Below are 18,152 nucleotides of genomic sequence, written 5' to 3' on the forward strand. Positions count from 1 at the left end.
GGTGCGGGTTTTTCGCGAGACGCTACGGGCGCTGCTCAGCCATTGGCGACAGCACCCGGTGCAATTTTTCAGTGTGCTGACCGGGCTCTGGCTCGCCACCAGTCTGCTGACTGGCGTGCAAGCGCTGAACAGTCAGGCCCGAGAAAGCTACGCCCGGGCCAGTCAGCTGATCGGCGGCGAACCGCAAGCCAGCCTCAGTGCGCCCGGTGGTGGGGTGTTTTCCCAGCAAGTGTTTGTCGACCTGCGTCGTGCGGGTTGGCCGGTATCGCCTGTGTTGCAAGGCCGGGTGACGCTCAAAGGCCATGAAGACCAGCGCTTGCAGTTGATGGGGATTGAGCCGGTGTCGCTGCCGACCGGTTCCGCAGTGGCCGGGCGGTCATTGCCAATCGAGCAGGTTGTCGAGTTTTTCACCCCGCCGGGCAGCACCTGGATTTCACCGCAGACTTTACAAGCGTTGGGCTTGCACGAAGGGGAAACCCCGGTGGCCCAGAGCGGAATCACCTTGCCGCCGCTGCGTGCCCAGACCGACATGGCGCCCGGCGTGTTGCTGGTGGACATCGGCTTCGCCCAACAGATTCTGCAATTGCCCGATCAACTGTCACGGCTGCTGCTGCCCAAGGATTTCAGCGCGCCCCTGCCTGATGAGCTCAAGGGCCAACTCCAGCTCAAAACCAGCGGCGAAGAAAACAATCTCGCGCGCCTGACCGAGAGCTTCCACCTGAACCTCGATGCCTTGGGCTTTCTGTCGTTCGTGGTCGGCCTGTTCATCGTTCACGCGGCGATCGGCCTGGCGCTGGAGCAACGCCGAAGCTTGCTCAGAACCCTGCGCGCCTGTGGGGTCAGCGCACGCATGTTGATTGCCTGCCTTGCCGTCGAACTGGGTGGCCTGGCGCTCATCGGTGGTATCGCCGGCGTCGTCAGCGGCTACCTGCTGGCCGGCGTGCTGTTGCCGGACGTCGCCGCCAGCCTGCGCGGCTTGTACGGCGCCGAAGTGCCGGGGCAGTTGAATCTAAGTCTGCTGTGGTGGTTCAGCGGTATCGGCCTGAGCCTGTTCGGCGCCTTGCTGGCCGGCGCCAACAGTTTGCTGCGGGCGGCGCGTCTGCCGTTGCTGGCGCTGGCCAATCCGCAAGCCTGGCACCAAGCCCACGCGCGCTGGTTGCGGCGCCAGGGTTGGGTCGCGGCGATGGCTGCGGTGATCGCGTTGCTGGCGTTGATCTTCGGCGACAGCCTGAGCAGCGGTTTCGTGCTGATGGCCGCCCTGTTGATCGGCGCCGCACTGGCCTTGCCGGTGGTGTTGAATAGCGTGCTCGACTGGGTGCTTGGGCGCAGTCGTTCGGTGCTCGGCCAATGGTTTCTCGCCGACTGCCGCCAGCAACTGCCGGCCCTGAGCCTGGCCTTGATGGCGCTGTTGTTGGCGCTGGCGGCAAACATCGGTGCTGGCAGCATGACTGCTGGTTTCCGCCAGACCTTCAGCAACTGGCTCGAACAACGCCTGACCGCCGAGCTGTACCTCAATCCGCAAAATCCCGCCCAGGCTCGAGAACTGCACACCTGGCTCAAACAACAACCTCAAGTCACCGCAGTGCTCCCGAACTGGCAGGTGTCGATCCAGTTGCAGGGCTGGCCGGCGGATGTTTTTGGCGTGATCGATCACCCGACGTATCGTCAGCATTGGCCATTGTTGGAAGCCTTGGGTGACAACCCTTGGGAGCGACTGGCCAAGGACGACGCGCTGATGCTCAGCGAGCAACTGGCGAGGCGGTTGAAGGTGCGGCTCGGTGATCATCTGACGATCCCCACGCCCAATGGCCCATGGTCGCCGCGGATCGTCGGGATCTACGCCGATTACGGCAATCCCAAGGGTCATCTACTGGTCAACATCAATCACCTGTTGCGCGGCTGGCCGCAATTGACGCCCAACCGTTTCAACCTGCGCATCGACCCGGCGTCCATCCCCGGATTCCTGACTGCATTGCAAACCCGCTTCACCCTGGATGACAGCCGCATCGTCGATCAGGCCCGGCTCAAGGGCTGGTCCACGCAAGTGTTCGAACGCACCTTCGCCGCCACCGCCGCGCTCAATAGCCTGACGCTTTGTGTCGCGGGCGTGGCGCTGTTCATCAGCCTGCTGACCCAAAGCCAAAGCCGCCTCGGACAACTCGCGCCGCTGTGGGCTTTGGGCGTAACCCGTCGCCAATTGATGCTGCTGAACCTCGGGCAAACCTGGTTGTTGGCGGTGCTGACATTGGTGTTGGCATTGCCCTTGGGCATCGCATTGGCGTGGTGCCTGGACACGGTGATCAACGTTCAGGCCTTCGGCTGGCGCTTGCCGTTGCGGGTGTTTCCATTGCAACTGTTGCAGTTGATGGGCCTGGCGTTGCTCGCCACATTGCTCGCTTCAGCATGGCCGCTGTACTCGCTGTATCGCACACAACCGGCGGATCTGCTGAGGACGTTTGCTCATGAAGATTAAGCTCGGCGTGTTGTTACTGGCCGCGCTGCTGAGCGGATGCGACAACACGCCTGCGCCGGAAAAAGGCTTCGCCGGCCTCGGTCATCAGGCCGAGGCATTTACCCCAGTGGTGCCCGGGCGGGTGTTCAGCTTCCCGGCAGACCACGGCCCGCACGATGGCTTTCGCATCGAATGGTGGTACGTCACCGCCAACCTCAAGGACGATCAGGGCCAGGAGTTCGGCGCGCAATGGACGCTGTTTCGCAGCGCCTTGAAAGCGACTCCCGAACAATCTGGCTGGAGCAATCAGACCATCTGGCTGGGCCATGCGGCCGTGACTTCCGCCACGGCGCATCATGCCGCCGAACGCTACGCCCGAGGCGGCGTCGGCCAGGCCGGAGTGAGCCTGACGCCGTTCAACGCATGGATCGACGACTGGCGTTTCAGCAGTCAGGCCACCCATGAAGAGCCTCTTGCGGACCTGCAACTCAGCGCCCGCGACAAGGCTTTCAGCTACCAGCTTCGACTGACTTCCACACGTCCACTGGTGCTTCAGGGAGACAAAGGCTACAGCCAGAAATCCGAACAAGGCCAGGCTTCGTACTACTACAGTCAGCCGTTTTTCCAGGCCAGCGGCACCCTGGAAATCGACGGCAAAACCTACACCGTCAGTGGCCCGGCCTGGCTCGACCGCGAATGGAGCAGCCAACCCCTGACCGCCAACCAGACCGGTTGGGACTGGTTCTCCCTGCACCTGGACAGCGGCGAAGAAGTCATGCTCTACCGCATGCGGCAAAAGGACGGCGCGCCATACCTCACCGGCACCTGGATCGATGCCCAAGGCCAGACGCAGCTATTGCATGCCGACGACATCAGCCTCACGCCTCAAGACACCGCCAACGTGGCCGGGCGTTCGATGCCCGTGAGCTGGTCGATCAAAATCCCCGCCAAACACCTCGAAATCACCATCAGCGCCCTCAACCCCAAGGCCTGGATGGACTTGCGCATTCCCTATTGGGAAGGACCGGTGCGGCTCAGCGGCAGTCATGGCGGGCAGGGGTATCTGGAAATGACCGGGTATTAACCGGAACTCTCGCCGCCACGCCGTTTTCCTACGTAATGAAGCCCATTTCACGGGAGCCCGCCATGAGCGACGACCTCAAACCGCCCACCCTCGCCACTTGGCAGCGGCTGTTCGACGACAAGGCCTATTGGCAGCAATCTCCCGACGCGCATTACAGCGAATTGCTGCGCATCGCCGACGATCTGCTGGGGCAGGGCGCCATTGACCTCGATCAATGGCAGATCCTCAAAACCAAGGCCGATCAATCCCACAAAGACTCGCCCGCCGTGAACGTCGCCCACGAAGTCGACGATCCCGAAGCCTGAGGAAAACCCCATGAATCCAAAACCGACCACCCCCTCGGAAAACCCCGACGAGCCCCGGCCACCAGGCGAAGTCGAGCGCGACAACGACGCCTTGCGCCCCACCGACCCGACCCGGCGCAAGGAAAGCGGCAAGGGCACAGACAGCGGCGAATCCACCGCGCAAGAAACTGCGAACACTCCCTGAGTAGCGTCTATGCAGGCGAAAATGAAAGATCTGAACGTAGAACAGAGCGTTGTGGTGATCGATACCGATAGGTCGAAAGTGACCCGCCATCCCGCAAGTTGATCATTACTTGTACATATTGATTGTTCTTGTGCTGATAGTTGTATAAGAACAATCAGTTTTAATGGTCGGACTGGTGAGTTTTGGAAGTTTGTAGACGCTTTGTAAGCAAAGCCTTACGAAATATTACGTGCAGAAATTTCATGTTTATACACGAGGACATATCGGCCAAATTCTATTAAAATCCTTCCCGTTCGCCCGGTGTCAGGGCTCTTTACCGGTGCATGGATTGCCAGGCCATTACACTGGGCGAACACCTCCTCTGGAACGCAATGTTTAAAAGTTTCGGACATAAAAAATGGGCGACCTTGAAGTCGCCCATTTTTATTGGGTGATTTAAAGCTGCGTCCGCAACCGCCGCCCGCGCAAATGCCTGCTACAACGCAGCGTCATCGCCAAGCGCCTCGCCCAGGGAACGCGTTTCCAACCGTTGAGTCACGCTGCGAATGTGCCCTTAAATTGCATCCACTACCGGAGTGCTGGCCTGGAGTTGCTGCCGGTAGTTGGCCGCACGCTGAAGCACTCGGGTCAAGGCCATAAAGTTCGCCGGTTTGGTTAAAACGTCATTGGCACCCGCGGCCCTGAAACGCTCTATCTCGCTCGAAAAAGCGCTCGCGGTGAAAGCAACGATGTAGCAAGTATCGCCCAATGGTAGTTTGCGGATTTCACGAATGGCCGCTAGCCCATCCATAACAGGCATGTTGATATCCATAAAGATGATATCTGGAGTCGAAGTCATACACTGATTGACCGCCTCCAGGCCATCTGACGCAAGGTCGGGTGTATAGCCCAACTCCTGTAGCATCGCCATGGCAACTTTCTGACTCACTGGATGGTTTTCCACCAGCAGGATATCGAGCGGGTAGTCCCCGGCAAAAGATGAGTCGAAACCCACCACTGCATGATCGTCCCCGATGGGTATTTCCGAGACTGAAAAAAGCTCCATGGGGAGTGAGAAGGAGAACGTCGATCCGACGCCAGGCTGACTGGTGAAAGATAAAGTCCCATGCTGCGCCTCGACCAGATTTTTGCAGATTGAAAGACCTAGCCCACTCCCGGTAAAGCGTTGACTGGCCGGCCCTTTGAACTGAGTAAAGGGCTTGAATAGGCTGTTTTGCCGTTCCGCGGGGATACCTATGCCGGTATCGCGTATAGAGAAGTCGAGTCGGGCTTGAGGGCCGTAACCGCTAGTCGTGACCATGAGCGATACCGTTCCGGCTTCGGTGAATTTGACCGCATTGCCCAACAAGTTGAGCAATATCTGGCGAAGGCAATCGGTATCGGTTTTGACCAGGGAAGGTACGTCCGGTGAGACTTGGACCTCAAGTGCTATTGGCTTGTCCTGAATGTTTTGTCGGATCATTTCAATACTGGATAAAACCAATGCTCTCACTTCGAAAACACGAGGTTTCAATTCAAGTTTGCCCGCTTCGATTTTTGCAAGGTCGAGAATGTTGTCGATAAGAGACAGCAGGGCTCGTCCACTTGTATTAATCGTTCTTAGCAGACTGCTTTGCTCGGGGTTCAGGGCGGACCTCGCCAGCAACTCGGTCGCGCCGATAACACCGTACATGGGCGTACGGATTTCATGACTCATGGTGGCCAAAAATCTGGTTTTTGAACGATCAGCGTCCTCGGCGGCATTTTTTGCCTGATTCAATACCTGTTCGTTTATTTTCAATTGCTGGAGATGAGCACGCATGCGTAAAAGGCTGAGGGCGAGAAATACCAGAATGGCCAGGATGATATGGTGCAGGGAGTCCTGATTAAGTTGGTGGTAGTAGTCCGCCAACGTAATCTCCGCGCCAGTAACATAAATCGTACCGTCCTGCGATTTCATTGGGACGAAGACGGCGCGAAAGTCTCCCCAGTGATCCGAGTAGTCGATCCAGGTGGGTTCGGTGCGCTCGAAACTGTCGAGCAAAGCCTGACTGGCATCCGGATAGGGATCGAAAAAACGTACGAAATTCTGCTCTTGAATTTCTTTTTTCGATGCGCTGGAACTGACCAGATAAGCTTCACCCGCGCGTTTGACTACGCTATAGACAAAGGCGGTGCCCATGGACTCGTTGAACCTGGAGAGCCGCTGAATGGAATTCCAGTCTTCTGTCTCCGATTTGGACTGTTTGTCGATCAGATTGTCATGGTAGCGGTCGCCGAGGATGGCCGAAGCGCCCAACGCAGCATGCAGCAATTTGTTATTAATGTTTTCAGTGAGGACTCCTTGAGTCTCGACGTAGAGGTAGTAGATATAGCCACTTACACCTACGATGTAGACCAAGAGTAAAGCCCATGTTTTCCGCCTGAGTTTGAACATTTATCACAGCCTCCATACTGCGCGCGGAAGTATAGTTTGAAGGTTGGTTGAAAACCATGGTTTTGTTTTTCGCTGTTTCCAGGTGAGGCGGTGAGGTGTTAGTTGACCAAAGAGCCAGTTTTTTGGGTTTTTTGTACCCACGATGTTGAGTCGATTTTTTGGATTGATCAGAAGTTTAAAGACAGTTTTTAACAAACACTTGCGAAGTGCTGCGTGCATAAGTCTGGGAGGTGGTGTTTAAAAGTTGCGGATATAAAAATGGGCGACCCTACCTTGGGTCGCCCATTTTTATTGTTGATTTAAAGCTGCGCTCGCAACCGCCGCCCGACCACATCCAGCAGATCGCAGCCATCACGCAACGGGATGGCCAACACCCGCGCAAACTCTTGCAACAGCGCAGCATCACCCCCCAGGGCTTCGCCCAGAGACAGCGATTCCAGCAGTTGAGTGACGCTGCGAATGCGATACGCCGCCGTGTCATGCAACACATCGACAGGCGCTTCGGTGTCGATCAGCAGGGAAGGGATCGTGCAGTCGATGCCGGTAATCGGCATGTATCGAGTCATGGCTGCACCTCCTGAGCATAGGGCGCCCCACCGGGTGGATCGAGATTGTCCAGCGCCCGGTTTACCAACAATTCACCCAGCACGGCCAATTGCTGAATCGATAACGCCAGGCTGCGGTGCGAACCTTCGAGTTCGCAGGCAAAGTCAGTGGTCAGCACGTTGAGCGAGGCGAGAGTTTCGCAGGCGTGGCTTATCGTAACCTAGGCTCAAATACAAGTGACCGTTCAAACTCCCATTTTTTCTCGAGAAGAGATGAACGCCTTCTTGACTCAAGCAGGTGCTGATAGTTGTAGCTTGGTCCTTGACCTCAACGGCTGAGACGCCGTTTTCGGTTGCATTTTTACCAACTACAGCTATGCCGATGAAAGGCGCTGTGTAATGAATGTCGAGCCCATAGATGTGCATGTCGGATTCGTTGAGCAGGTCCATTGCATCGCCCTGCTGCTGTTTTCCCCCAGTTGTATTTGTTAACTTGCAGCAAGCAACGGTTCCATCCTGAGGGAGTTGGACTGAAATGACTTCGTTGCTTGAAATATTCTGGGTTGTATATAAATAAGTTTGCCCGTCTGGATTGTTTTTGACGAATCCAAATCCAGTGTCTTGGGCAAGTGCTGACCCTGAAAAAATAGTCAGAATGATGAAAAGTGTATGTTTAATGTCCATCGGTTGACCAATGTGGAGGGTCGGAAACAAGCTTTTTAACTCCATATGTAGTACCTACTGGATTCAAGTCGCTTCTAGCCAAAAGAGGACAGATTTATTTCCATGCCATGAAAATAAATCTGTCCTCTTTCTTTATATTCTTGCTTTTAAGTGTTGAGGTGAGTTTTGTTAATTTTTTAGGCGGTTCTCTTGGTGTGAGCTGATTTGGATGTTATTTTGCTACACTGCACCATAGTTATGGTATGCCTTAATATTTGCTATGGTAATGTTTTTTGCATTACATGTGGCTGTACATGAATTTCCAAACCTAAGTGTGACTTTGTAGTTTGAGCCATCTTGAGTAACGGTTATAGTAGTGGGGCCGCTGAAATTGAAATTTTCTACGTTGAAATTTTCTACATTTATTATGTAAAGCTGGAATTCGTACTCGTTATAATCTTTTTCCAGCCATTTCTTAGGGGCGACTGCTCGTTCTACTTGGCTGCATAGTTTTAAACATATAGAGTTTCCGTCCAGCATGACATAGGAAGTGCGCATGCTGGTAGGGGAGTAGTCTTCTCCAAAAATAGAAGTCCACTATTTTTTATTAGATATTGATGATGTCCACATTTTAGCTTGCTCAAGCACGTAATGATTGGCCACACTTTTGAGGTGGGGAGGCCGGCCAGATGATTCTCAGATTTATTTTCATGAGTGCGCAGAAAATAAATCTGTCCCCTTTATATTTATGGCTATTTTTGTTGTTTTTTTTAGTAAGAAAATTTTGGATTGAAGATCGTCTGGCCTTTGCACGGAGCTAGCTCACTAACCTCAAGTCTAGATTCCGATCGCAGATGATCTAGAGCTTCTTGTGGAGTCAAAAAATTCTTGGTTTCTTCCTTTAAATACTCTTCCATGGCTATTTTTGAGTCATAGATTTCGCTTGAGTATGTTTTATATTTTTCTTCATGCTTTTGTATTGCAATCGAAAGCCAAAGGACGTCATTTTCAGTATCTAGCTTTCCTCGGCACCCCACCTGTTTGCCGGCCTCTATCCAACTGATGATTTTTTCATCCGTATTCATGTCACTCTCCGGTGATATTGATGACAACTTTTGTGCCGTCGTCTCTTTTTACATTGATATGTGGGTGCTCTCCATGAGCATCTTCAAGCCCGTGCCCCCGGACTCTCCCTGTTTTCGGGTCAATTGCATAGTCCTTATGATATGCGCGCCCCTTTTTAAAACGCTCCAGTTTAAACTTTTTCCGTTCTCCGACCGCATCTTGGGATCCTACCCCGCGTACCTTTTGATACCCTGGGAAGGCTTCGTTAAGTAGCAGATCTGCCTCGCGTTTTGTTTTGACGTTTACTGTCGTATTTTTACCGCCCGTCCGCAGTCGCTCAGCATTCTTTGAAAGTTTTGGCGTAGATGGAGCTGGTGGGCTGGGTTCTCGTGCATCAACTTTTGCCTTCGTTGCTGGATTTTCAACACCGGTATCTGGTTTACACGCATCCCCCCCTGGACAAGTATTCAACCCCAATGGATCCACCCACCCCGTGGGGTTGGGTACGTACTGGTAGTTGTTCAACCCACCCGAAAGCTTGATCGGATCCGGTGTCAGAAACCGTCCAGTGCCCGGATTGTAGTAGCGATGCCGGTTGTAATGTAAGCCTGTCTCGGCATCGAAGTACTGACCCTGGAAACGTAGAGGGTTGTCGATTTCTGCAACGTCGAGGGTTGCGAGGTTGCCGTAGGCGCGGTACTTGGCTGACCACATAATCTCGCCGCTGTAGTCAGTGAGTTCTTGCGGCGTGCCGAGGTGGTCGAGTTGGTAGTAGAACGGTTCGGCTTTGATTGGGCCTTCGCCATCGAGCATGGCCAGCGGGCGGAAGCTGCCGGGTTCGTAGATGTAGCTGCGATATCGGTTGTCGCCGCTCTCGGCGATGAGACGTTCGCCTTGCCACAGGAATTCGGTGGTGTGGCCATCGACGGTTTTGGCGATGCGACGGCCGAAGGCGTCGTACTGGTAGCTTGCGATGCTGCCACCCGGCAGGCTGACACCGATCAGGCGATGTTGGCAGTCGTAGCGATACTCGGTGACGAGTTTCTGCCCGGCGCCGCGACGTTCGCGGATCAGGTTGCCGTGGGCGTCGTAGTCATAGTGGCGGTCGCCCTGCATGAGCAGGCGGTTGCCTTTGACGTTAGCCAGGTTCGCGGTTGGCTGGTCGCCTTGGCCAAGCAAGTTGCCCGCCGGGTCGTGGGCGAAGCTTTCCGGGGTGGTGCCACGGACGTTGATCAGGCGGTCAAGCGGATCGTAGTGATAGCTGCGGTTGCCTTTGCGGCTGTCGTCGATGCCGGCAAGGTTGCCGTTGGCATCGTAGGCGTAGCGGCGATGGAACAGGTTGCGTTCCTGTTGGCTGACGGTGTGGGCTTGCAGTCGGCCTTGTTCGTCATACTGGTATTGGCTGAGCAGCATGCCTTGCTGGCGCTGCTGTTCGCGACCGGCGTTGAACTGGTGCGTGGTCAGACGCGAGCCATTGAGGTCGATGCTGCTCAGACGGCCGCCGGGTTGGTGGCGGTAGTCGAGTTTGCTGCCGTCGGGGAGGCGGCAGTGGCTGAGTTGGCCGAGGTTGTCGTACTCGTAACGCAAGGTGCCCCAGCCCTGGTGTTCGGTGATCAGGCGATCTTGCAGGTCGTATTCGTAGGCGAGGGGCCAATGGCCGTCGTCGACGTTTACGAGGCGGCCGAGGGCGTCGTAGCTGTAGTGAATTTCCCCGCCATCGGCCAGGGTTCTCACCAGCAAGCGGCCTGCGGCGTCGCGTTGGTATTCGGTGATCAGCTCGCTACCGTCGTCGCCGAATTCGGTTTTCTTCAGCAGTTGGCCGTTAAGGTCGTACTCGTAGGCGGTACGGCGACCGTCGAAGCCGGTTTCCTGCTGGATCAGGCCGTTCGGGTAGTAATCGAGGTGGTAGTGCTCGCCACGTTCGTTTTCGATGTCGCTGAGCAATAGGCGCGAGTTGTCGTAGCGGTAGTGCAGTTGGCTGCCATCTGGATTGATGCGGCGGCTGAGCAAGTGCAGGCCATCGGCGTATTCGTAGCGGGTAACGCGGCCCAATTCATCACGCTCAGCGGTGACGCGACCGTATGGGTTATAGGTGAATACACGTGTCGCGCCGATGGGTAGGGTGATTTTCGCGAGGCGGTTGGCGGCATCCCATTGGTATTGGGTAATGGCGCCGCTTTCGTCCTGACGGGTGATCTGCCGGCCCAGCGCGTCGTAGCGGTATTTGCGTTGACCACCGTTGGGCAGGCGTTCTTCTAGCAACTGGCCGAGGTTGTTCCAGCCCAATTGATGGCGGCTGCCATCAGGGTGACGGATTTCCAACAGACGGCCTTGCTGGTCGTAGCTGTAATGAGTTGAGTTGCCATCCGGGTCGATTTGTTCGGTGATGTCGCCCTGATCGTTGCGCCAGTATGTCCAGCTCGCCGGCCCACGGTTCACCACCCGGATGAACCCGTTGTAGTACTCGTAATTGGTCGGTGCATCTTCCGATGGAATCACCGCAACCAGTCGGCCAGCATCGTTGTACTGGTATTCGGTGACTGCGCCGAGAGGATCCTGTTCGGCAACCAAGCGACCCTTGTCATCGTAGGCCTTGAGGTGTTCGGCACCGTCCGGATCGACCTTGGCGACCAGCCGAGCCTGATCGTCATGGGTGTAGACCTCTTCGCTGCCGTCGGAGTTAGTAACCGTGACGCTGCCCTTGTCATCCCAGGCGTAGTGGGCGTCCATCTGCGAGAAGCTTGCCCAGTGATGGATGCAGCGTGCCGACTTGCCTTCTTTTTCCCATTCCCAGTAGAAACTGGCGCCACCGGCCAGTTTGCGTTCGAGGATGACGTTCTGTTCGTTGTAGGCGTAATGCTCGGCTTCACCGGCGGCGTTTTTGGCTTCGATCAGGCGGTGCTGGGCGTCGTAGCCGTAGGTGACCAGATTCTGAACAGTGCTCCAGGCATGTTCCAGGTTGTCCGCCGGGCTGAACTGTTGATAGTCGATGGCGACGATGTGTTTGCGGTCGTACCGCACGAGGAGGGCGCGACCGGCACCGTTATCGACACGTTTGATTCGTCCGTGAATGTCACGAGTGATGTGCAGGCGGTTGTCGTAATTGTCGCTGATGGCGATCAGCGTCGCGCCTTTGCTGTTGTAGCGGAAGTGGTAGAACTGCTTGCGTTCGCCTGCTTGGGTGAGGATCAGTTCGGACGGATCGTCACCGATGAAAATCGCCGCTTCCGACAGGCTGTTGGTGATCGCCGGGCGCTGCATACTTGGCAGCGGGAACGTGGTGACGCGGTTTTCGTGATCGGTCCAGATCACCTCGTCGTCATTGATGTCGACACGTTGCGCGAGGGCGTGACTCCAGCCGTAGCCGAGGCCGCAATCGATTTCTGCGGCGCTGGTGCGATAGAGGCGCGTCCAGCTGAAAGGTAGCAAACCGCCAAGTTCGCCGTCGGTCAGGGTCAGCAACTCTTCGCCAGTGACCATCGATACCGGGCAACCATTGGTGCAGGTTTTCTTGGCGCAGGCGGCGCTTTTGTCGTCAGGCGTTTTCGACTGAGTAGAAGCGTCGTCGACCTTTTCCTTTGGTACGAGGGTGGTCTGTTTTTCTTTCTTGCCACGCGGAAACGAAGAAGCGTCTTTCACTTCCTGTTTCGGTGTATCCGTAGTTTTCGGTACCTGACTTTTAGAACCGTTGGCGGCGGCCTCGTCGATTTTGATCGCCGCTGTTTTGGCCGGCTTCATCGGCACGTTATTGGCACTGGCAATCAACGGCTTCGACACTTCGGCGTGCGCTGGCAGACTGTGCTTGCCGCTCAGGGACATCAGTTTTGCGGCCAGCTCTTCAAGGTACTTGAGCGCCGTACCGGATTTGACCGTGGACAGGGTTTTGGTCCCCACCCGCACCGCGATTCCGGCACCGCCAGTGAGGCAAATACCCAGCACCACGTTGATCAGGAATTCCGACGCAATGGCCGTCACCACGTCGACGATGACTTGTGGTGGCAGCATGCCGACCCACGCCACGATCGCCGAGACGTAAATGAACATCAATGGTTCGTCACTGAGGATCAACAGACCCGACGCAATGGATTCCTTGGACGCAGCATAGAGCTTGTCGATTTCGACATCCGACAGGTACTTGCGGAGCTTTTCGAGGTTTTCCTTTGGATGTGCAAGCAGTTCGAACAGGCTTTTGATGTCATCCCACAGCCTGAGTAACGCCTTCTCCAGACCATCCATCGCTCGTTTCAACAGAATGACAGACCGACCCGCGCGGTCCGTAGCCGAGTAGCTGGCCCACTGTGGTTGGAACTTGCTCGACCATTCACTTTGCAACCAGCCGTTTAGATTGCCGATCACACCCTGGTAGGAGTCGTACATCGCTTTGACATTACTTTGGGATACGTTCGGGAAAAAGGTGATGCGGTACATCTGGCCTTTCTTGCAGCCGTCGATCACCTTAATGCCGCTCGGGCCGATCGTTGTTTCAATAACAGGTCCGGTGACGTCGTCGTAGAAAGTGCCTTTGGTGACGGGTTCCAGTTTCACTGGCGTATTGCCGATCGGTACGAAGCGCGCCGACTCGAACATGTGGATCAGCGTGAAGTCGCCCGCCAGAGGGCAGGTCGCGTAAGTCTCGACCTTGCCGGTTTTGGTCTTGCGTTTGGTCACGCTGACTTCATTTCCGACTTTGAAGGTCTGGTCGACATCCAGTGCCCAACCAGTCAGGAAACCGTCCGCCCACTCCTTGTAATCGCTCAGGCAATTTTTGAAGTCTTTGAGAATCAGGTTCACGTCAGGGGTTTTGGCGTCCAGTACGCGCAGGACCAAGGTACCAATCGGGGTATTCATGACGTGACTTCCTTTGTCAGCTGAGCAGCAAGACGCTCTGCCAAATCTTCTGTATTGGGTTGTTGGCGGACGAAGCGCTCGACCTTGTGGCGCAAGTTACTTTCTGGGAAGGCGAAGAACAGTTCCGGGCAGTCGTCGCCCAGCCACTTCATCAAGTTGTCGATGATGGTCACAGGGTTTTTCTCGTTCAGCTCATCAAGCAGCTTCTGCGGCACCTCCCACCACGGCCAGTCCTTCGCCGGTGGCACCGCGCGTGGCCCTACTTTCAGGCTCTTTCCATTGATCAGATACCGATCAAACACCGGCAACACTTCACCGGCGGCATCGCCGAGTCCTGCCAGAATCGGGTAGATATGCCGCCCATCCCAGAACCGGAAAAACACTTTTGTCCCATCCGGCATCCGAACCTGAGTGAGGCTACGTAGATGTTCGAACACCACGTTCGGTTCGCTGCTGGAAACGGCCAGCCACCCCCAATCGAGGGCGTCGGTTTCGGCTATCCATGGCAGGAAGCTTGAGTTGGGTTTCAACTCGGTGAGGTAGGGCATCACTGGCTGCCAAGCCGCATAGGGTGTACCGCCCCAGATCGGGATCGCCTGGGTTGTCGGTTCATTTTGGTAAAGCGACTTGAGCGCTTCGGCATCGCTGGCCGTGCTAACGATCAAGTACAAACGCTCGCCCGTTTGCAACGGCCGTTCAGCCAACCACGCTTGAGGGGTCAAAAGATCAGATCGCACAAGCACCTGCCTTGCATTTTTCGCACTCTTCACAGAATGGCGCGTTGCGTTTGAGGGTGTTGACTTGGGCCGGGGTCAGCACCGCACCTGCTTTATCTGCATCAGCCTGCTTCAACGCCCCAGGCATCAACGGTGCCGCACCGGTCCCGCTGCCCGGACTCCCTCCGGAGTTCATGTTGATCACCGGCCCGCTCAGCGTCACGCCGCTGGCGTCGATCTTGATGAAGCTGCCGCCGCCCTTGAGGGTGAGTTCGCTGCCGGCTTCGAGCACGACTTTCATGCCGCTGCTCAGGTGGATTTCCTGGCCGGCTTCGATGAATTGGCCGGTGCCGATCTTGATGTGCTGGTTGACGCCCACGGTCAGGTGGTCGTTGGCGCGGGTTTCGACTTTGCGGTCGGCGTAGACAGTGTGGTGTTCTTCGGCCTTGAATTCGCTGTAACTGTTTTGTTCGACGGTGTCGTGGCGTTCGTTGCCGACGCGGATTTTCTGGTCGTGTTCGACGTTTTCGTCCCAGTCGCGCTGGGCGTGCAGGAAGATCTGTTCCTGGCCCTTTTTGTCTTCGATGCGCAGTTCGTTGAAACCGCCGCCGCCCGGAGAGCTCAGGGTTTTGAAGGTGCTGCGGGTCTTGTTTGCCGGCAGGGCGTACGGGACGACGTTTTCCTTGTGGTACAGGCAGCCGCTGATCAGCGGTTGGTCGGGATCGCCTTCAAGGAAACTGACCAGCACTTCCATGCCGATCCGCGGAATGGCGATGCCGCCATAGTGGGCGCCGGCCCAGGCGGAGGAGACGCGCAGCCAGCAGCTGGTTTTGTCGTCGGCCGCACCGATGCGGTCCCAGTGGAATTGCACTTTGACGCGGCCGTACTGGTCGCAGTGGATCTCTTCACCTTTCGGCCCGGTGACCACGGCGCTCTGGCTGCCGAGGATCCGTGGTTTGGGGTGGTTCAGCGGCGGGCGGTTCGGTACGTCCCACGGGGTGGCCTGGAAGCGGTTGCGGTAGCCCTGATGGAAATCGTCCTTGAGCTGGGTCGTGTTGCTGGTGACCGACTCTTCCAGCACTTGCGGCTGTTTGCCTTCGTGGAGGATTTCGGTCAGCAGCCACAGGTCGTTCCATTTGGTTTTCGGGTGCTGGGTCAGGGCCAGGAAGTGGCCGCTGACCAGCAACGGCTGATCGCTTTTGCCTTCGGCAAGCTGGAAGTCGCTGCGGTGACGCTCGAGGGCGCGTTTGGCCAGGTGCTTGCCGCGTTCGCGGTCGATGAAGCGGCCGGGGTAGTCGTAGTCTTCGAGGTCGGGCAGGGCGTCGCCACGGTTTTCGCTTTCCAGGGTCAGGCGCGGTTTTTCGAAGTCGTAGTCGCGGCGGGTGGTGCGGCTGGTGCGGGTTTCCAGGCGCAGGTCGAAGCGCTTGATCGCCGGGTCGTTGGCGACCATGCCGGAGTCTTGCTGGTAGGCCACGGGCGCGAGTTTCGGGAACACCGTCTGGTCATCGCCGAACACCAGCTTGTGGGCCGTGGCGCTGTGCTGGAAGTGGTAGTGGATACCTTCTTCCTCGCACAGGCGCTGGATAAACTGCAGGTCCGATTCATTGTACTGAACGCAGTAAATGCGCTCGGGATAAATCGCCCCGACTTTGAATTCGTAGGCATTGCTCTGGATGCCGTGCTCTTCGAGGACCATGCCGACGATTTTCGGCACGGTGAGGTTCTGGAAGATGCGTTGGTTGATGCGGTGCGCCAGGTAGGACAGCTGCGGGCGCAGGGTCACGGCGTAGCGGGTCAGGCGTTTGCCGGAATCGCCTTGGGCGGCACGATAGATCTGGCCATGGATGCCGCTGCCGTCTGGCGAGAGCTGCAAAAAGGCTGGTTTGTGCAGCAGGGTCTCGAGGTCCAGGGACGGCTGTTCACTGACCAGCTCCACCTCAAACACAAAAGGCTGGCTGATGGCTTCCCGACCTTGCAGGGAAAGGACCTGGAGATCGTTTTCCAGACCTTCGATAGTCAGGGCAAAGTGAGTCTGATTGGCCGGCGCGAACATCCCTTGTTCCTCGTACAGTGCTGCGGCGTTCGTTGACACCCGGAAGCCGGGTCAACGGACGCAAAATTCTGGAAGGACGTAAACAACATCGACCAGCAGAGCTGGCCGATGCTTGAAACGGTCGGCCTGGATCAGGCGACCGGAACGCGCCAGTCATCGGAACCCGAAGTACCGGATACTTCGTGGGTCCAGGTGATTTTGCGGTAGGTGAATTGCACTTCTTCCAGGTGAGTGAAGTGCGAGTTCGACGGATCCTGGCAGTTGTGCATTTTGTTGTTGATGGCGACGATGATCGCGTCTTCCAGTTTGGTGGTGTAGTAGTGCTCTTGGGTGCCTTGAGCCGAGGTGCGGTACCACTGGATAACGATTTCGCTCATGCGCTCGCCGGAGGTCAATGCCGCTTGCAGCAGTGGCGAAGACTTGTCGTAGACCTTGGTGATCACGACTGGCTTGTGTACACGCTGACCGGTCGGTTGTCCGGACTGTGGGTCACGCGGGATGATCACGTCGTGGCTGAAAGCCTGAACCATGACCTGGTCTTCGTGACCTTCCTGGTAGGTGTTGCCAACGGAGTCGGCGGTGAACGCGCCGGCAGTGATCAGGCCTTGTTTCTCGCCGGTAACGGACATGTACGCTGGTGTAGCCATGGATGTGCTCCTTGCTAAAAGTTAGGGTGCCCGGGAGGCGGTATCGCCCGGTGGGTGCCTGACTGTTATCAAGGTCCGTGCCATAAATTATTAAAGCTATATAAATCAGGTGGTTGAGGCGATTTGTCCAGCGCCGAAAGGATTTTCGGCAAGGATCAGCTGAAAAGGTGCGCAAGAAGTTGCGCAGCACTGCGCAACTTCTTGCGCACTGGGCTGGAGGGCTTGATTAACTTGGCGTCCAGCGTCGCTGGGGGGCTTTTCATCGAAATAGTTGCGCAACTTCTTGCGCATCAAGGCCATGAGCCGTCACCCCCCCGACAATGGGCGCAACGAACAGCGCTGTCCGATGGTCAAACCCAGCGCCGAGATCACTGAATAACCCTGAAATCGACTGGAGAGCGACATGAAAATCCTGATGGTTTTAACGTCCCACGATCAATTGGGTAACACCGGTAAGAAAACCGGCTTTTGGCTCGAAGAATTCGCCGCACCGTATTACACGTTCAAGGACGCTGGCGCGCAGCTGACCCTGGTTTCACCCAAGGGCGGCCAGCCACCGCTGGACCCTAAAAGTGATGAGCCAGACGCGCAGACTGCGGCCACCGATCGCTTTCACAAGGATTCCGCTGCCCAGTCCGCATTGGCGTCTACCGGGGTGCTGAATACCGTGAGGGCCGAAGACTATGACGCTGTTTTCTATCCAGGCGGGCATGGCCCGTTGTGGGATCTGGCTGAAGATCCCTTTTCAATTGCGCTGATCGAGTCGTTTTACACGGCGGGCAAACCGGTGGCGGCGGTCTGTCATGCGCCGGGGGTGTTGCGCCACGTCAAGAATGCGGACGGCCAGCCATTGGTCAAAGGCAAGCGCGTGACGGGCTTCACCAACTCCGAAGAAGCCGCTGTGCAGCTGACGGATGTGGTGCCGTTTTTGGTCGAGGACATGCTCAAGGCCAACGGTGGTCTTTTCTCCAAGGCCGATGACTGGGCGAGTTACGTGATTGCGGATGGTCTGTTGCTGACCGGCCAGAACCCGGCCTCGTCGGAAGCGACCGCCAAGGCTTTGTTGGCGAAGCTGCAATAAGATCAAAAGATCGCAGCCTGCGGCAGCTCCTACATCGACCGTGTGCAACCGCGATGCAGCGGGTGTACCTAATCCCCGTAGGAGCTGGCGAAG

At 56.5% G+C, this 18,152-nt stretch carries 15 protein-coding genes and 1 pseudogene; 5 read left to right on the plus strand and 11 right to left on the minus strand.

Annotated features, from left to right (window positions below):
* Position 1 precedes the first annotated feature (1 nt).
* From KGB18_RS27065 to KGB18_RS27080, 4 genes are all read left to right on the plus strand, one after another.
* Complete coding sequence (locus KGB18_RS27065) at positions 2–2,473, plus strand: ABC transporter permease (protein ID WP_223570780.1); 2,472 nt, start codon at positions 2–4, stop codon at positions 2,471–2,473.
* The gene (locus KGB18_RS27070) at positions 2,463–3,536 is read left to right on the plus strand and encodes a lipocalin-like domain-containing protein (RefSeq protein WP_223570781.1); all 1,074 of its coding nucleotides are present in this window, start codon (positions 2,463–2,465) and stop codon (positions 3,534–3,536) included. The genes KGB18_RS27065 and KGB18_RS27070 overlap by 11 nt, the downstream gene beginning before the upstream one ends.
* Before the next feature lie 62 nt (positions 3,537–3,598).
* On the plus strand, positions 3,599–3,841 hold the full coding sequence (locus tag KGB18_RS27075) for a hypothetical protein (RefSeq protein WP_052965204.1): 243 nt from the start codon (positions 3,599–3,601) through the stop codon (positions 3,839–3,841).
* A gap of 10 nt (positions 3,842–3,851) precedes the next feature.
* Positions 3,852–4,025: a hypothetical protein gene (locus KGB18_RS27080; protein ID WP_176466896.1), complete on the plus strand. Its 174-nt coding sequence runs from the start codon at positions 3,852–3,854 to the stop codon at positions 4,023–4,025.
* A 553-nt stretch (positions 4,026–4,578) separates the two neighbouring features.
* Here KGB18_RS27080 and KGB18_RS27085 read toward each other — a convergent pair.
* From KGB18_RS27085 to KGB18_RS27135, 11 genes and pseudogenes are all read right to left on the minus strand, one after another.
* Entirely contained in the window at positions 4,579–6,441 is a 1,863-nt protein-coding gene (locus tag KGB18_RS27085; RefSeq protein ID WP_201060085.1) for an ATP-binding protein, read from the minus strand.
* Between the two features lie 299 nt (positions 6,442–6,740).
* Positions 6,741–7,007, minus strand: a complete 267-nt coding sequence (locus KGB18_RS27090; protein WP_201060086.1) for a hypothetical protein — start codon at positions 7,005–7,007, stop codon at positions 6,741–6,743.
* Positions 7,004–7,201 (minus strand): annotated as a pseudogene (locus KGB18_RS27095) (DUF6124 family protein); the annotation flags it as partial. The gene KGB18_RS27090 and the pseudogene KGB18_RS27095, both read right to left, overlap by 4 nt.
* A complete protein-coding gene (locus KGB18_RS27100; RefSeq protein WP_223570782.1) occupies positions 7,152–7,715 on the minus strand; it encodes a hypothetical protein in 564 nt (187 codons plus the stop codon). The pseudogene KGB18_RS27095 and the gene KGB18_RS27100, both read right to left, overlap by 50 nt.
* A 174-nt stretch (positions 7,716–7,889) precedes the next feature.
* A complete protein-coding gene (locus KGB18_RS30155; RefSeq protein ID WP_411736949.1) occupies positions 7,890–8,207 on the minus strand; it encodes an Imm50 family immunity protein in 318 nt (105 codons plus the stop codon).
* Positions 8,208–8,419: 212 nt separating this feature from the next.
* Positions 8,420–8,734 carry a hypothetical protein gene (locus tag KGB18_RS27110; protein ID WP_223570783.1) on the minus strand — a complete coding sequence of 105 codons (315 nt, stop codon included), beginning with the start codon at positions 8,732–8,734 and terminating at the stop codon, positions 8,420–8,422.
* 1 nt (position 8,735) lies between these two features.
* Positions 8,736–13,562, minus strand: coding sequence for an RHS repeat-associated core domain-containing protein (locus KGB18_RS27115; RefSeq protein WP_223570784.1), 4,827 nt, complete (start codon positions 13,560–13,562; stop codon positions 8,736–8,738).
* A complete protein-coding gene (locus KGB18_RS27120) occupies positions 13,559–14,299 on the minus strand; it encodes a DUF4123 domain-containing protein (protein WP_223570796.1) in 741 nt (246 codons plus the stop codon). Before KGB18_RS27120 ends, KGB18_RS27115 begins: the two co-directional genes overlap by 4 nt.
* The gene (gene tssI, locus KGB18_RS27125; protein WP_223570785.1) at positions 14,289–16,331 is read right to left on the minus strand and encodes a type VI secretion system tip protein TssI/VgrG; all 2,043 of its coding nucleotides are present in this window, start codon (positions 16,329–16,331) and stop codon (positions 14,289–14,291) included. Before tssI ends, KGB18_RS27120 begins: the two co-directional genes overlap by 11 nt.
* Positions 16,332–16,462: 131 nt before the next feature.
* Complete coding sequence (locus KGB18_RS27130; protein ID WP_007900657.1) at positions 16,463–16,978, minus strand: Hcp family type VI secretion system effector; 516 nt, start codon at positions 16,976–16,978, stop codon at positions 16,463–16,465.
* A gap of 105 nt (positions 16,979–17,083) precedes the next feature.
* The gene (locus tag KGB18_RS27135; RefSeq protein ID WP_148710196.1) at positions 17,084–17,278 is read right to left on the minus strand and encodes a hypothetical protein; all 195 of its coding nucleotides are present in this window, start codon (positions 17,276–17,278) and stop codon (positions 17,084–17,086) included.
* Positions 17,279–17,381: 103 nt separating this feature from the next.
* On the opposite strand from KGB18_RS27135, the gene KGB18_RS27140 reads away from it, so the two are divergent.
* Entirely contained in the window at positions 17,382–18,059 is a 678-nt protein-coding gene (locus KGB18_RS27140) for a type 1 glutamine amidotransferase domain-containing protein (RefSeq protein WP_223570786.1), read from the plus strand.
* Positions 18,060–18,152: the final 93 nt, after the last annotated feature.

The organism is Pseudomonas sp. BF-R-26 (assembly GCF_019947395.1).
In the GTDB taxonomy this organism is placed as follows: domain Bacteria; phylum Pseudomonadota; class Gammaproteobacteria; order Pseudomonadales; family Pseudomonadaceae; genus Aquipseudomonas; species Aquipseudomonas farris.